The following is a 13,058-nucleotide window of genomic DNA, read 5'->3' as shown; positions in this document are numbered from 1 at the left end:
GATAGAGCCACAGGGGCGGGGCTGCCAGGGAAGCGCTGCAGACAGGCTAGCTCAAGGCTCAAAGCTCTGTCGGAATGACTCCGGCCGTCATACGGAACCGGGTATCTGCCGTCCTTTCCTGCTTATGGTATAATATAGAAAACAAGGCAATTCCCCGTTTCATTTAACAGGAAAGGTGGGGTTTATATGTTGAAATATAAGAAAATTCTGGTGCCCTATGATGGCTCTGACCATGCGAAAAAAGCGATGCAGCAGGCCATAGATATTGCTTCTGCCGGAGATGGGACGAAGCTCTATATTGCTTCTGTATGCAATATGGTATCAGCCATGAGCAACTTCGACCAGGTATCCATTGCGGAAGGCTGCCTGACCACGAAGCTTTCGGAGGACCTGGAAGAGCAGTGCAAGAATGACCTGAAGGAAGCAGCGGCCATGGTGCCGGCGGGCATTGCCCACGAAGAACTCTATGAAGTCGGCTCTCCGGGACCGGTGCTCCTCAATATGGCGGAAGAACAGGGCTGCGATCTCATTGTCATGGGCAGCCGGGGCCTGGGACCGCTGAAGGGGATTTTCATGGGCTCCGTTTCCAGCTACATGGTGAGCCGGTCTAAATGTCCCGTTCTCATTGTGAAATAGGATTGACGATAGACGGTTTCCGCTGTAGAATGAATGTATAGAACATAAAGCAAAGGCGCTTGTATTTGGGAAAATACGAGCGTCTTTTTCTATTTCTCGGAAGTTTGTTATTTTGTTTGGGAAGAGAGATTCCTTCCCGGGGGAGGTATGTATGAGCAGTATCGGAAGTATCAATAAGCCAAGCCATGGGTTCCTTGTTGCAGCCATCCAGATGCCTGTGCCGATTATCAACAGCCGGGCAGACATTGACCGGCAGGTTCATGAAATCGTGCGGACCCTTCATGCCACGAAAGCCGGTTATCCGGGGGCAGAACTGATTATATTCCCTGAATACAGTACTCAGGGCCTGAATACATCGAAGTGGCTCACCGACGAATTCCTCTGTGACATTCCGGGCAAGGAGACCGATGCCTTTGCCAAAGCCTGCAAAGAAGAAGGAGTGTACGGGGTATTTTCCATTATGGAACGGAATCCGGACCCCAATAAGAATCCTTACAACACTGCTATCATTATCAATCCGAAAGGGGAAATCTGTCTGAAGTACCGGAAGCTCTTCCCCTGGAACCCCATCGAACCTTGGTATCCGGGAGACCTGGGCATGCCGGTCTGCGAGGGCCCTGGCGGATCAAAGCTGGCTGTCTGCATCTGCCACGATGGCATGATTCCGGAACTGGCAAGGGAAGCTGCCTACAAAGGCTGCAACGTGTATATCCGGATTTCCGGTTACAGTACCCAGGTCAATGACCAGTGGATCCTGACGAACCGGTCCAACGCATGGCAGAATCTCATGTACACCGTATCGGTGAACCTGGCCGGCTATGACGGCGTCTTCTACTACTTCGGCGAAGGGCAGATCTGCAATTACGATGGCACCACCCTTGTCCAGGGCCAGCGGAACCCCTATGAAATCGTGACCGGAGAAATTTATCCGGAAGATGCGGACCGGGCCCGCAGGGAATGGGGCCTTGAAAATAATATCTACAACCTGGGCCACCGGGGCTATGTGGCAAAGCCCGGCGGTGAACCGGACTGCGGCCTCACCTACATCAAAGACCTGGCCGCCGGCAAGTACAAACTTCCCTGGGAAGATGAAATGGACATCAAAGACGGATCCATTTATGGATATCCCACCAAAGGCGGTCGCTTCGGCACCGAAGCCGGGGCGGATCCCTACGGTATCCATGACTATAAGGGTCTCGACTATCACGGAAAGAAATAAAACAGCATAAATTTTTTACCATAAAAGCTGCCGGCCATAAAGCCGGCGGCTTTTATGGTGGGGAAAATATTTCGGGAATCATTCATTTTACCAAAAGGAAATAGATTTTTTCAATGCCGTTGTTATAGAATAGTAATGAACCTGTTTGTGAGTATGGCGGCGGGGCCGCTGAACTTTAATGTACTTCTCTTACCTTACATGGAGACGACGTTATGAGGGATGAGCCCGTTGGAACAGCGGAAAAAAGCCGCAGGGCCCTGACCCTCAACTCTCAACTCTATCATTTATCGTATATAAGGATGTGATTCCATGGCAAACCGGCGCTGGCTGAAGCAGGAAGTATCCCAATGGGTGTCGGATGATGTGATTTCTGAAGAGGCAGGAAAGAAAATTCTTTCCCGGTATAAGAAGGAGGACCTGTCTTCCTATAAAGAGGCTTTCTTTATTCTGGCTGTGGTGTGCCTGGTGGGCGGGCTTTTCTTCCTTTGTGCCAGCCTGTGGAATGGGCTCACCCAGGACCAGCGGTTCCTGATGGCCTTTATGCCCCTGGTCCTTTCATTCCTTCTCGTGGCGGCGGTGGTCCTGCTGGATAAAAAGGTACCGGTACCGGTGAAGGAACCATCGAAACTGGAAGAGGAACTGGAAGAAGAAAATCCGGAGGGCCTGGTGAAAAAACCATCGAAACGGGAGGTGCTCTACCGCCACCGGGTGCCCTTGTTTATCCGGGAAGCGGCAGCTGTGCTCCATGGACTCTGTCTTCTGGGCGCCTTCTGGATGGTGGGGGATTCGTTCTACCTCACGTCTGATACCTATACGGGCCTTGCTCTCTGCGGTTTTCTCCTGCTCATTATGACGGCAGTCACCGGGTCCGCCGGTATGGGAATCCTCTATATGGCCGTGGCCGTAGGGGTATTCTATACAGCGCCGGTCCGGGGATGGCCGGAAGTGGTTTCCTGGATTTATATGATTCTGGCCCTTCCGTTTCTGGGATACATGCTCAAGAGCCACAGGGACCGGGCGGTGGTCTGTTTTTCCTGGGTCTGGGCCGTGGGCATCCTGCTCCTCATTTTCTGGTCCGCCGGCAATATGCTGTGGCAGACCCTGTTCTTCTCCCTGGCGGCAGCCCTGACCTGGATGGCCGGCGGCCTTTTCCGGGACTACGGCCTTGGAGCCCAGGCACTCCGGTTCTTCGGGGGCATCGCCGTATTTGCGGTGCTGCTGGAAGGGTCCTATGGGGCCGTATGGGAAGGCATTGTTGGAAGCTATGCGCTGTGGTTCCTGTTTCTCCTTTTCCTGGTGGTGGATGGGATCCTTCTGTTCCGCATGGCCCTGAAGAAGGAATGGCTCTCCGTACTGGCAGGGCTCACGCCCTTTGTCATGGGACTGGCAGCTCTTATTTCCATCTTTGAAACTACCGGTGCCTTACCGGCCATGGTGGTCTCTGTGTATGCCGGCATACTGGCGGCGGGGGTCATTGCCCGGGGATTCCAGACGGATCGGCCTCTCCAGAGCTGGGCAGGGGTATTCCTCCTGGCCGGGGATGGAGCCATCCGGGTCATGGACTCCGCCCTCACACTTACGGAACGGGGCATTTTCTTCCTGGCCGTGGGCGTGGTGGCGGCCTGCATCTGCTATGTCATGTACCTGCCTCTCCACAGGGCACGGAAAAAGAAATTCCACAGTCAGGAAAAAGCGTGAGAGGAGGAAGACAAATGATTCGAAAAAAATTTGCCCTCATTCTCCTGGCCCTGGTCTTTGTCATCGAAGCGGCAGCCCTTTTCTGGATACGAAGCGATTTTCGGTCTGTCATGCTGGACGGTGCGGAATACCAGGTGCCGGCAGCTATTGATTTCAGGGGCGATTTCTATGGCAGAAATTACCTGCCCCTCTACATTCCCCTCACCGAGGCTCCCTGGAAGGGGTCGGTGACTCCGGAAAAGGGAGAGGAAATCTATCTCTCCTTTGATAAGAACAGCGAGGGGCTCCTGGAAATTACCGGAGCCTCCAATGTGAAGCCCGGCGGTATGTACATCATTACCCGGGTGTCCTCTGTCAATGAAGGAATGGTCCATTTCCGGTTCCCCGCAGACCGGCTGTACATGTCGCCGGAACAGCTGAAGAAGCTGTCGGTGGTGGAGCTCTCCGAGCGGGTACAGGTAAAGGATGAGAAAGAAAAGAAGACGGAAACCCGCATGAAAAACGACCTGACCGCCATCATCCATATCAAGGACGGCCGGGTGGCGGTGTCGAAGGTGCTGGCGAACGGTTCTCCCATTGAGCAGACCTTTACCACCATTGGAAAGAACCTGAATGTAAAATTTTCCAGGGGACCTAAGGATAAAGATATTTATTCTGTAGGAAGAAGTACGGAAATCAGCCGTGGACAGTAAGGGATAGTCCCCCTTGCGGAGTCCGGGGCTGCTATGCCCGCTTCATCATCATAAATTCCTGAATGGAAGGTGATAGTATGTATATTATTCTGATGCGCCATGGGGAAGCCGTTCCCCAGACCGATGAAATTCCCAATAAAGAAAGGTCACTGACACCGAAGGGAATGCGGCAGGCCCGTCGGGCCTCCCGGATACTGGGCCGTTTTCTTAAAGAAAATCCGATCCGTATTTACACATCCCCCTATGTCCGCACAAGGCAGACCGCCGGTATCCTGGCGGAGGAATGTTTCGCTGAGGAAATCCATACGGCCGATGAACTGCTCCAGGGAAACTGGCAGATAGTACGGAACCATCTCATCCAGGACGGGTCTCCCATTGCCCTTGTGAGCCACCATCCCTTCCTGCAGTCCTATCTCCTGTCTACCTGCAGTGCGGCCATCAAGTTTGACCTGGCCGGCATTGCTGTGATTGATTATGATCTGTCCTGGAATCAGGGAAAGCTCATCGGCTATTTCACGTCGTCCCTGAAACAGCTGAAAAAGGAGAATTGAATGATGATTCCTGTACTGACAATAGCGGGATCCGACTCTTCCGGCGGCGCCGGCATCCAGGCGGATCTCAAGACCTTTTCCGCCCTTGGTACCTATGGGATGAGCTGCATCTGTGCGCTCACCGCCCAGAATACGAAGGGAGTCACCATGGTGGTGAATACACCGGTGGACATGGTGAAGGCCCAGCTGGCAGCCATTTATGATGATATTCCTCCGAGAGCATTAAAAACGGGCATGCTTTCTTCCGCGCCCATTGTGGAAGCGGTATCCGATTTCCTTTCGGACCATACAGGCATTCCCCTGGTGGTGGACCCGGTCATGGTGGCCACCAGTGGCGCAGTGCTTCTGGAAAAGGATGCCATTGAAGTCTATAAGAAAAAACTCATACCCCTTTCTTCCGTAATTACACCCAATATTCCGGAGGCGGAGGTTCTTTCGGGGCAGGCTATCCGTAACCTGGAAGACATGAAGGGAGCAGCAGAAAAACTGATGGCCCTGGGACCCCAGGCGGTGCTGGTCAAGGGAGGCCACCTGGTGGAAGAGGCGGAGGACGTTCTTTATGATGGAAGAGATTTCCATCTGTTCAAGGGAGAAAGGATAGAGACAGAAAATACCCATGGCACCGGATGTACCCTGTCCAGTGCCATTGCAGCGGAGCTGGCGAAGGGCCACACCCTTATCGAAGCGGTGGGGCTGGCCAAGGTCTATATGACGGGGGCCATCCGCCGGGCCGCTTCCGATTCCCTGGGCCATGGCCATGGGCCGGTGCACCACTTCTGGTTTTACGGAGACCGTTGGGGGAAAATCGAATGAACTATCCATTCTTCGCCTTCATGTCAAGGCTGAAATATATTTCCCGCTGGGGGCTCATGAGAAATTCGATACCCGAAAATGATGCGGAACATACACTGCAGACTGTGATGATTGCCCATGCCCTGGCGGTTATTGGCCGGGATATTTTCCACAGGGACCTGGATCCGGAGCGGGCAGCCCTTTTGGCGCTGTACCACGATGCCAGTGAGGTATTTACGGGGGACATGCCGACGCCGGTGAAATATTTTACCCGGGACCTGCGGGACCAGTACCAGAAGATCGAGGACCGGGCCCGGGAGAAGCTGCTCCATACGCTGCCGGAAGAACTGCAGCCTTCTTATCAGCCCTTTGTGGTGGACATGGAAAAGGATCCCCTCTGGCCCCTGGCCAAGGCGGCGGACACCATGAGCGCCTATCTGAAGTGCATGGAGGAAATCCGGGACGGAAACAGTGAATTCAAGGAGGCCTTCAAGTCCACCGAGGAAAAACTGCGAGCCCTGCACCTGGAAGAGGTGGACTGGTTCATGGACCACTTCGCAGAAAGCTTCCGGGAAACCCTGGATGAATTGAACAGGAATGTGAAATAGAAGCTTCGGGAATGATTCCCGAAGCTTTTTCCGTGGGATTTGTGGGGCGATGCCTGTTCAAACCTGTGGGGGTTGTATGGTTGAGTATGCATACAAGTGGATAGAGGCTTACCTGAGTGGCGAAGCCGTTAATGAAAAATACACCATCCTCAAATGTATGCCTGTGCAATAGACAGAGTGATTCTGGTGGGTGCTGCGGCAAAGCCGCGGGATCTCAACTCTCAACTCTCAATTCTTTTTTAAAATCAATGCGTCCATTTTAATTGTAAACGTTGAAAACCATGCGAAGTTGTTATATTATATTCATATGTAAACTGCGTGTACAGAAATACAGTGACAAATTGTTTACAATGAGGCGAGGCAACATGGTCAGAGAAAATGCAATGGAACGGGAACAGGGAAAATCAAAGGAAATTGTTTTGTTTGGGCTCTTTACGGCACTCATTGCCATAGGGGCATTCATCCGGATCCCTGTGCCGGTATGCCCATTTACGCTGCAACTTCTTTTTACTACGCTGGCAGGCCTGATCCTTGGCAGCCGGCGGGGTGCCCTTTCTGTGACCCTTTATGTACTCCTTGGGCTCGTGGGGGTCCCTGTCTTTACGGAAGGCGGCGGTCCATCCTATATTTTCCAGCCCACCTTCGGGTACCTTGTGGGGTTCATTGCAGGGGCCTGGCTCACCGGCAAGCTGCGCGAGATGAGCGGTTCCTGGTCCTTTGGTAAAGTTCTTTTTGCCAATCTGGCCGGACTGGCTGTGGTCTATCTTTTCGGTATGGTCTATGTATATTTCATCAATAATTTCTATATCGGGAAAACCATCGGTGTATGGGCAGTCATTCTGTACTGTTTCCTCCTGGCTGTGCCGGGGGATATCTGCCTCTGCATCCTGGCTGCTTTCCTGTCCAAGCGCCTGGTGAAGGCTCTTGGCATTCACGATTGAAGGAACTGATGGGAAGGAAATTTCCTTTCCATCCCTTTTTATATGTTTCTATTTATGTGCAAGGGGGAATTTGTGATGAGTAAAGGATTATTTATTACCGGCACCGATACGGATATCGGCAAAACCTATGTGACGGCTCTCATTGTGAAAACCATGAGACAGGCCGGCTATGATGCGGGCTACTATAAGGCGGCCATCAGCGGTGCGCCTACGGTGGCCGCATCGGATGCGGGATTTGTCAATCAGTTTGCGGATATCCACGAACCGGAGGATATGATCCTTTCTTATCTGTACCAGCATGCGGTATCGCCGCACCTGGCAGCCCGTCTGGAGGGACATCCCCTGGAGAAGGATGTCATCCTGAAGGCCTGGAAACGGGTGACGGAGAAATATCCCTACGTCACCATGGAAGGCAGCGGCGGTATCGTCTGCCCGATCCGGCACGATGAAAAGGCCCATTACTACCTCACCGATATCATCGGCTGGCTGAAGCTGCCGGTGCTGGTGGTGGCCGATGCGGGCCTCGGAACCATTAACCATGTGGTGACCACCTGCGAATACATCAAAAACCGCCATATTCCTATCAAGGGCATTATCCTGAACAACTGGAAAGGCGGCGTCATGGAAGAGGATAACGTGGCCATGATTGAGGAAATCACGGGGGTGAAGGTGATTGACCGGGTGAAGAAGGGAGATACCATTCTTCACTGTAATCCGAAGATTCTGGAAGCCTGCTACGCAGAAGTGTGAGAGTCCCGAAATATTTTTGGAATGGCATCCTGGTGAGAGGGAGCCATTAGAAAATAGAAATGTTCCATGTGTATGAATCGTGTAATCAAAGGAGAAAAGCATGTCTACAATTGATTGGGAAGCGGAAGATAAAAAATATATCTGGCATCCGGCCATGCAGATGAAGGATAATGAAGTATTTCCACCGGTGGTGGTGGACCATGGGAAGGGGGTCTACCTGTACGATACCCATGGCAAGGCGTATCTGGATATCATTTCTTCCTGGTGGTGCAACCTTCTGGGCCACTGCAATCCTGAAATCAACGAGGCCCTGAAGAAACAGGTGGACCAGCTGGAACACGTGATTTTCACAAATTTCACCCATAAGCCGGCCATCGAACTGTGCCGGGAACTGGAACCGCTCCTGCCGAAGGGACTCACGAAATTCACGTTCCACGATAATGGATCGTCTTCCGTGGAAGCGGCACTGAAGATGGCTTTCCAGTATCAGTACCAGACGGGACATCCCGAAAGGACCCAGTTCATGTGCCTGCCGGAGTCCTACCATGGGGAAACCATCGGCGCCCTGTCCGTAGGTTCCATGGATCTCTATGCAAAGATTTTCCACCCCATGCTCATGAATAATATCCATTTCAAAGGGCTGGACTGCTACCGCTGCCCCTATGGAAAGACCCGGGAAACCTGCAATGTGGAATGCTTCGAAAGCGCTGAAGAGGCCTTCAGAAAATTCGGGAAAGAAACGGTGGCCTGCATTGTGGAGCCGATTCTCCAGGGTGCTGCGGGCATGCGGATTTATCCGGCGGAATACCTCCGGAAGCTCCGTAAACTCTGCGATGAGTACGGCGTCCTCCTCATCGATGATGAAATTGCGGCAGGCTTTGGCCGCACCGGTACCCTCTTTGCCATTGAACATGCCGGGGTCTCTCCGGATATCCTCTGCACCAGCAAAGGACTTACGGCGGGGTATATGCCCATGTCCATGACCATTACCACCGATAAGGTGTACGATGCCTTCTATGATGACTATGGGACCCATAAGGCCTTCGTTCACAGCCATACCTATGCAGGAAATCCCATGGGCTGTGCCATTGCCCTGACGGTGCTGAAAATCATGAAACGGGACCATATCCTGGAAAAGGTCAATGAAGACGGGAAATATCTCCACGAAGAACTGATGAAGGCCCTGGGCCATCACAAAAATGTAGGGGAAATCCGCCATATCGGCCTCATCAACGCCATAGAGCTGGTGGAAGATCCTAAAACGAAGAAAGCCTTCGACCCGGCAAAGCGGATCGGCTGGCACGTATTCCGGAAGGCCATGGACCTGGGACTCGTCCTTCGCCCCATGGGAGATATTATCTATTTCAATCCACCCCTGACCATCGAAAGAAAGGATATGGACAAGGCGGTGAAGCTCTGCACAGAAGCGGTCCATGCGGTGCTGGGAGAATAACCGGTAAGCATCAGAAAGAGAGAAAACCTGAATGGTTTTCTCTCTTTTTGATTGATTAACCGTTGAGAAGGGCGGTTTTTATGCTGATGTGAGAAGTCACCTGTGCGGAGCTCCCTTGGCTTCCGGGAAAACGCAATGGCCCATGGCGTAAATGACGGACAGAAATATCAGATGGAAAGCGCCGCAGGTGGACTATTTTCCGGCCAGATGATCAATAGAAAACCGGTGCCCCGGTACTAGGGTCGACGGCATGCATTGCATCACAACAAGCCCGAAGAGAGGGCTCTGCAGCGGCCGGGCTGCGGAGCCTGCTCCTTCAGGCTTGCGGATCTGTCTGATTCATTTTTTGACGACACAGAATCTTTTTCTGCCCTTCCCTGCATGGTTCAGGAAAGGACATTGCATCGAACGGGTTTCATCCCGGAGCTCTTATGGATTCATCTTTGCAGGATGGCTTGCCGCAGGAGCTTTTCCCGGGGATTTTTTCGAGGCCTCTCCCCAGTTGGGCTGCTGTGCTCATCCACACTGATTATATACTAAAAAATCGAAAAAGAGAATACATGAATGACTATTTAGCTAGCGTATATTTCTATATATAATTCAATATAAATTTTATAACAGAAATGACGGGTTACAAATAACAATCAGCAATCATTCCGGTTATTTTGGATGGCATCGTCCAGGGACAGTTCCTTTTCTCTTTTTCTTTCCTTTTCCAGCCCTGCTTCCGCACCGGCCAGAAGGGGGGTCATCGGCGGCGGCAGTGTCGGTCAGGGAACCATCTGCTCCATGGATGGGAACGGAATCGGGCGAAACCGGGGTATCCGTCCCGTCGGCATAGGAGTCTCCGTGGTAGGAATAGTTATTTTCAACGATGCCATCAGGATTGGTGGCTTCGTAGCCCCTTACGTGCTGTACTTCTCCATTCGGACCGGTGCGGAAGTAATCGTGGGTGTGGTGGACACCGGGGGCATCTGAAATGTCATGGCCCGTATCCATGGAATCGTGGGAAATGATATCGGGATGGCTGAAGTCTCCTGTATCTCCATGACCGAAACCATCGGTGTCCACGTGTCCCCCGTCCATGCCGTCGAAGGAATGGCCACCGGTATCCACGGTATCCACTCCCGTTTCAAAGCTGTCAAAGGCTTTGAGGAAGGGGAGGCAGAGAAGGAGGATGAGGAGCGGCGCTACGCCCATGATGGGCAGGGCCTGCTGGAGAGTATAGTGATGGCGGTAAAGCCAGTGCATGATGAAATGGAAAATACCCGTGAAAAAGAGGGCTACCACTGCAGCCAGGGTATAGTTCACACCCTGGTATCCCAGAAGGGGCTCTACACCATTCAAACGGTAATGGTAGAAAGAAAAGCCCCAGATCAATCCTCCAAATACGGAGCCATAGAAAGCAAACCCAAAGGCCAGGGCGTACATATAGAATCCTGCCAGCACGGCCCGCCAGTTTTTCAGGATATAGCTGAGACGGGCTATGAAGATAATGACCATGAGGATAAAGGCGACGGGAGCCAGAAAAGGGAAGATGGCTACCAGGGCAAAGGCAATGGCTGCGGTAATGAGGATGATGAGAATCCGGCGCCAGGTATAGAAGACAAAGAGGCCTATGGAACAGGCGATGGCTGTTCCCTTCAGTTCGGGATGGGTGATATTGATGAGTATGTACAGAAATGTAACCAGCATGAGCACCCAATGGGGACGGATACCGGAGGCAGTTTTCAGACTGTGGGTTTGGGGTTGCAAGAAATCACATCCTTGGGATACAGAGTTTTGTATGTATTATAGCAGAAGACGGTTTGGAGTGTGAGGATAGTGCCAATAGCACGGGGTTTTGGGGAAAAATTTTGAAAATTGGGTGGAGAGAAATGGGGCCTCCCGGCGTCGCCGCTGTTTCTGTCTGCTGGATGCATTCCGGCTGCCTGAATATCATTTAACTATTGGACTATCAGGTGAAGAAATCAGGGAAGATGGATTTTTCTTGACAATGAGCTTGAGGGTGCTATAATAGTCCATAACGAAGCGATGAGCAAGATGGACATGGCTGACGATGTCCCAGAGAGCCGGCGTATGGTGAAAGCCGGTACAGGCGGGTCATGGACAATCACTTGGGAGCATCCTTCCTGAAGCAGCAGTAAGGAAGGCGGGGGTGCCCGTTACAGGACTATGACATATGAGTATAATGCAGGGTGGTACCGCGATTTCGCCCCTGTCCGATGATTCGGACAGGGGCTTTTCTTTTCCATCGTCTTTATGCTTTGTGTCTGAGTGATAAATCAGAGTGGTACCGCGGAACATCCGCCTCTGTCTATTGTGGCAGGGGCTTTTTGATTGCCCTGCCGAAAGTTGAAGGAGGGCTACCTACTATGAAAGTATCTTCGATGTTTGATGGGAACCTGGGGAAGTATCTTCTTCCGGGCATTGTGCTGCAGTCCGTCATGATTGGCGGCGGCTATGCCACGGGCCGGGAAATCGTGGAGTACGGTGCGAAATTCGGCGCCTATGGCTGGTATGCGGGCCTGGGTATCATGCTGGGATTTGCCCTGGTAGCGGTGCTGTGCTATGAGCTTATCCGTCTGTACCATGTGTACGATTACAAGTCTTTTATTGAGGCCATTGCGGGTCCTCTGTACCGGGTCTTCGACCTGGTCTATGCGGTATTCATGGTCATCATCCTGGCGGTTATGTCTTCTGCCACCGGTGCCGTGGTGCAGCAGATGTTCGGCGTTTCCCACTGGTTCGGTGTGGTAGGCATCATGGTGGTGGCAGGACTTCTGAATTTCTACGGGGAAAAGGTGATTTCCTTCTTTGAAACCTTCGGCACCGTGGCACTCTACGTAGGATATCTCACATTTTCTGTACTCGTCATTTCCGGACATACCGGAAACATTGCCGCCGTCATGGCTTCTTCTGACCATTCCTATGTACCCGATGCCACCATGGGCCATGCCCTGTGGACCGGCCTTCTCTATATGGCCTGCAATCTTGTCGTATTCCCTGCTTCTTTCTTTACGGTGAAGAAACAGACCAAACGGAAGGAATCGGTGGTCAGCGGTATCGTGGCTGGCCTTCTGGCAACGATTCCCTGGTTCCTGACCTATTTCTCTGTCATGGGATTTTATCCTTCCAAAGAGGTGCTTGGTGCCCAGGTGCCCTGGATGGTGATGATGCAGGAAAGCGGTGCTCCTTCCTGGCTCATGGTGGCCTTCAGCTTCATCATGGGATGGACCCTCATCGAAACAGCTACCGGTATGATTCATGCCCTGCTGGCCCGGGTTGACAAGGGACTGGCTGAAAAAGGACGGCCTGCCCTGTCCCGCAGGAACAAAGGACTCACCACGGTGGTCATCATGGCAGCTTCTATCGCCCTGGCTCAGATTGGTATCATCGATCTCATCGCCAAGGGTTACATGGCACTGGCCTATGCTTTCATGGCTCTTTTCCTCCTGCCCCTTCTGACGGTAGGTGTGTACAAGATCTTCAAGAAAGAAGAATCTGTGGATACAGAAGAGGAAGAACAGACAGAAGCTGTTCACGCCTGAACCTGTAAAAGGCCCGGGAAAATGAAAAATCATTTTCCCGGGCCTTTTGCATGGGAATATTTCAGTTTGTCGAGCTCTCATCAGAGATAGGCGAGCGGCCCAAACGGGGTGAATGGGGCATAAGGGTTGTGGGTCGGGCGCCGCTTCGCTGGCCCGACCGGGTTGTG

Annotated in this window: 12 protein-coding genes and 1 other annotated feature; of the genes, 11 read left to right on the top strand and 1 reads right to left on the bottom strand. The window is 52.4% G+C overall.

The genetic code is table 11. The features are described 5' to 3' along the window. Nucleotides 1–186: 186 nt before the first annotated feature. The 10 genes from QZR21_RS01815 to bioA all read left to right on the top strand — a co-directional run bounded on the left by QZR21_RS01815 (nt 187) and on the right by bioA (nt 9,340). Entirely contained in the window at nt 187–636 is a 450-nt protein-coding gene (locus QZR21_RS01815) for a universal stress protein (RefSeq protein ID WP_296095845.1), read from the top strand. 151 nt (nt 637–787) lie between these two features. Further along, on the top strand, nt 788–1,855 hold the full coding sequence (locus tag QZR21_RS01810; protein ID WP_296095841.1) for a formamidase: 1,068 nt from the start codon (nt 788–790) through the stop codon (nt 1,853–1,855). A gap of 309 nt (nt 1,856–2,164) precedes the next feature. Continuing rightward, entirely contained in the window at nt 2,165–3,553 is a 1,389-nt protein-coding gene (locus tag QZR21_RS01805; protein ID WP_296973453.1) for a DUF2157 domain-containing protein, read from the top strand. Nucleotides 3,554–3,567: 14 nt separating this feature from the next. Continuing rightward, on the top strand, nt 3,568–4,245 hold the full coding sequence (locus tag QZR21_RS01800) for a hypothetical protein (protein WP_296973451.1): 678 nt from the start codon (nt 3,568–3,570) through the stop codon (nt 4,243–4,245). A gap of 77 nt (nt 4,246–4,322) precedes the next feature. Continuing rightward, on the top strand, nt 4,323–4,796 hold the full coding sequence (locus tag QZR21_RS01795; RefSeq protein WP_296095835.1) for a histidine phosphatase family protein: 474 nt from the start codon (nt 4,323–4,325) through the stop codon (nt 4,794–4,796). Further along, nucleotides 4,797–5,609: a bifunctional hydroxymethylpyrimidine kinase/phosphomethylpyrimidine kinase gene (gene thiD, locus QZR21_RS01790; protein WP_296095832.1), complete on the top strand. Its 813-nt coding sequence runs from the start codon at nt 4,797–4,799 to the stop codon at nt 5,607–5,609. Then, nucleotides 5,606–6,196, top strand: coding sequence for a 5'-deoxynucleotidase (gene yfbR / locus QZR21_RS01785; protein ID WP_296095829.1), 591 nt, complete (start codon nt 5,606–5,608; stop codon nt 6,194–6,196). The genes thiD and yfbR overlap by 4 nt, the downstream gene beginning before the upstream one ends. Before the next feature lie 365 nt (nt 6,197–6,561). Further along, nucleotides 6,562–7,137 carry a biotin transporter BioY gene (locus tag QZR21_RS01780; protein WP_296095826.1) on the top strand — a complete coding sequence of 192 codons (576 nt, stop codon included), beginning with the start codon at nt 6,562–6,564 and terminating at the stop codon, nt 7,135–7,137. Nucleotides 7,138–7,212: 75 nt separating this feature from the next. Next, nucleotides 7,213–7,887: a dethiobiotin synthase gene (gene bioD / locus QZR21_RS01775; RefSeq protein ID WP_296095824.1), complete on the top strand. Its 675-nt coding sequence runs from the start codon at nt 7,213–7,215 to the stop codon at nt 7,885–7,887. Nucleotides 7,888–7,987: 100 nt separating this feature from the next. Further along, entirely contained in the window at nt 7,988–9,340 is a 1,353-nt protein-coding gene (bioA, locus tag QZR21_RS01770; protein ID WP_296973445.1) for an adenosylmethionine--8-amino-7-oxononanoate transaminase, read from the top strand. A gap of 660 nt (nt 9,341–10,000) precedes the next feature. Here bioA and QZR21_RS01765 read toward each other — a convergent pair. Next, nucleotides 10,001–11,095, bottom strand: coding sequence for a hypothetical protein (locus QZR21_RS01765; RefSeq protein WP_296973442.1), 1,095 nt, complete (start codon nt 11,093–11,095; stop codon nt 10,001–10,003). A gap of 270 nt (nt 11,096–11,365) precedes the next feature. Further along, nucleotides 11,366–11,658: a binding site (T-box leader), on the top strand. A gap of 57 nt (nt 11,659–11,715) precedes the next feature. Here QZR21_RS01765 and QZR21_RS01760 point away from each other — a divergent pair. Further along, nucleotides 11,716–12,891 carry a hypothetical protein gene (locus QZR21_RS01760; RefSeq protein WP_296095815.1) on the top strand — a complete coding sequence of 392 codons (1,176 nt, stop codon included), beginning with the start codon at nt 11,716–11,718 and terminating at the stop codon, nt 12,889–12,891. The last annotated feature ends 167 nt before the right edge of the window (nt 12,892–13,058 follow it).

The organism is uncultured Dialister sp. (genome assembly GCF_900541605.1).
GTDB lineage: Bacteria > Bacillota > Negativicutes > Veillonellales > Dialisteraceae > Dialister.
Note: the sequence above shows the minus strand (reverse complement) of the source record. Positions and strands in the feature narration are given on the sequence as shown.

What these genes read in the sequence shown, in the direction of transcription:
- QZR21_RS01815 (WP_296095845.1), top strand. Translation starts at nt 187, where the DNA reads ATGTTGAAATATAAGAAAATTCTGGTGCCCTATGATGGCTCTGACCAT.
- QZR21_RS01810 (WP_296095841.1), top strand. Translation starts at nt 788, where the DNA reads ATGAGCAGTATCGGAAGTATCAATAAGCCAAGCCATGGGTTCCTTGTT.
- QZR21_RS01805 (WP_296973453.1), top strand. Translation starts at nt 2,165, where the DNA reads ATGGCAAACCGGCGCTGGCTGAAGCAGGAAGTATCCCAATGGGTGTCG.
- QZR21_RS01800 (WP_296973451.1), top strand. Translation starts at nt 3,568, where the DNA reads ATGATTCGAAAAAAATTTGCCCTCATTCTCCTGGCCCTGGTCTTTGTC.
- QZR21_RS01795 (WP_296095835.1), top strand. Translation starts at nt 4,323, where the DNA reads ATGTATATTATTCTGATGCGCCATGGGGAAGCCGTTCCCCAGACCGAT.
- thiD (WP_296095832.1), top strand. Translation starts at nt 4,797, where the DNA reads ATGATGATTCCTGTACTGACAATAGCGGGATCCGACTCTTCCGGCGGC.
- yfbR (WP_296095829.1), top strand. Translation starts at nt 5,606, where the DNA reads ATGAACTATCCATTCTTCGCCTTCATGTCAAGGCTGAAATATATTTCC.
- QZR21_RS01780 (WP_296095826.1), top strand. Translation starts at nt 6,562, where the DNA reads ATGGTCAGAGAAAATGCAATGGAACGGGAACAGGGAAAATCAAAGGAA.
- bioD (WP_296095824.1), top strand. Translation starts at nt 7,213, where the DNA reads ATGAGTAAAGGATTATTTATTACCGGCACCGATACGGATATCGGCAAA.
- bioA (WP_296973445.1), top strand. Translation starts at nt 7,988, where the DNA reads ATGTCTACAATTGATTGGGAAGCGGAAGATAAAAAATATATCTGGCAT.
- QZR21_RS01760 (WP_296095815.1), top strand. Translation starts at nt 11,716, where the DNA reads ATGAAAGTATCTTCGATGTTTGATGGGAACCTGGGGAAGTATCTTCTT.